The sequence below is a fragment of the Mesorhizobium sp. M5C.F.Ca.IN.020.32.2.1 genome (genome assembly GCF_004023105.1).
In the GTDB taxonomy this organism is placed as follows: Bacteria; Pseudomonadota; Alphaproteobacteria; order Rhizobiales; family Rhizobiaceae; genus Mesorhizobium; species Mesorhizobium wenxiniae.
The window spans coordinates 1-1862 of the sequence record NZ_RZSX01001077.1 but is presented as its reverse complement, the minus strand read 5'-3'; the positions used below and the strand labels follow the sequence as shown (position 1 = coordinate 1862).

At 63.1% G+C, this 1862-nt stretch carries 1 protein-coding gene; it reads right to left on the bottom strand.

The window, feature by feature from the left end; all coding sequences use genetic code 11:
- A partial coding sequence (locus EOA86_RS33005) for an AMP-binding protein (protein ID WP_128345398.1) occupies window positions 1-1862 on the bottom strand: 1862 nt, incomplete at both ends.

Genomic DNA, 1862 nt, shown 5'->3' with positions numbered 1-1862 from the left:
TCGGCAGGGTCGGTCTGGGTATCGCCAACCACTGGTAGAAAGCTCGCCCCCGCAACTGCCCCTGCAGTTCCAGTTTGGTTCTGAAGCTCGTCGCGTTGAACTCGTCCTGGGCATAGCGATCGAGGATGCGGGCGAGCTGCGCCTCGAAGCCCGTTTTGACAGCGACTTTTGCAAGGAAGCGGCAGACCATCCGGTCAGCGGTCACCCGGTTGGTCCGGATTCGCTGATATGTGCGGACAATCATCCCCCAATAGGTGCTCCGCTCGCCGAGGAGACTCGTGTCGAGGATTCCCAGGAACTTCACAGTTCGCCCCGCGGCCAGCAGCCGCGCCGCGACTTCGAACGCGACGGCGCCACCAAGTGAATGGCCGAGAAGTCGTACGTGACCCGCAGGCTGGGCGCGGCGGATCTGCTCGACGGCGGCGTCGGCCATGTTGGCGACGGTGTTCTGGCCGCGCAAAATCATAGCCAGGGCGGGGTACCTGATGGGGGCTACTCGGGCGACCTTTCCCATCGCGGCTGCAAAGGCAGCGAGGCTCGGGCCATAGCCGACCGAGCCCGGGAACAGGAAAAGAATTGGCGCGTCGTGCGCCTGCGCGCGCGCGCGCTGGTCGCCTGCTTGTGCCGACACGACCGCCTTGACCATTTCGTCCGCGCTCATACCGACCGTGAAGCCCTCGAGACTGAGTTCCTGCCCGATGGCGCTTTCGATTTCCATGACGCATTGCAGCAGCTTCAGCGAATCTCCGCCTGCGTCATCCCAGCGGCCTGCGGCGACACGTGTATTGAGGATATTGTTCCAGGCATGCTGCACTATCCGGTGGACGGTCAGTTCGCTCGTATTGGACGGCTGCGCGGCCGGGGCGATCTTCCTGGCTGAAAGATCGATCTCCGCAAGCGTAGTCATGTCGACCTTGCCGCCCGGCAGACGCGGAATCCCGGCGATCGTGTGGAGCCGCAAGGGACACAGCGGCGGCGACAGCTTCGTTCTGACAAGCTGGCGAAGCTCGTCCGAAAAGGCTGGGCTCGCCCATGGCTGGGGAATTGCGAATGCAACAAGCTCATTTGCCGCCGTCACGATTGCAACGGCATCCTCCACGTCAGGCGCGTTACGCAACACCCGTTCGAGTTCGGCCGGCTCGATACGCCGACCATTGATCTTTATCTGGCGCCCCTTACGTCCGACGATCCGCAGCAGGCCATGACTGTCAAGTTGGACGAGGTCACCCGTCGCGAAGATCCGAAGATCCGGGTCATCCGGATCCGATTCCGCCGGCACGACGGCGCCGTTCTCCCAATGGCCAAGCAGGACATACGGGCTTCTTATCAGGAGCTCTCCGCTCTTGCCCGGCTGAACGCGGCGGCCTCTTTCGTCGACAATCGCGAACGCGATTCCTGGAAGCAGCCAGCCAACCGGAACCGAGGCGCCTTCCTCCGGCCAGTCCTGCGGTAAGAACCATTGCGACCCTGTGGTCTCGGTTGACGAGTAACCGATCTGGATGAGGCAAGTGCTCGAAACGACCTTGCGCAGCAGGGCGATATCGGTCCATGACACCGTCTCTCCTCCGATCCGGGCCACTCGGAGCGAGCGGAAGGCGTCAGCAGGTTTGTCCGCCATGAGTGCGCGGAGCAAGGCCGGAACAAGATAGGTCACCGTCACGCCTTCGGATTCTGCCAGGCGTTGGACCGCCCGCAGGCCGATGGCTTCGAGCTCGGCGAGATGCAAGGTGGCGCCGGTCAGAACGGCAGCGAGAACCTCCCGGCAACCGGCGATCGTGGCGGGCGCGGGCAAGGGCAGGAAAACATCATCCGAATTGATGTGGCACGCGTCGACATATTTCTGAACCCGCCACAGCAGACTG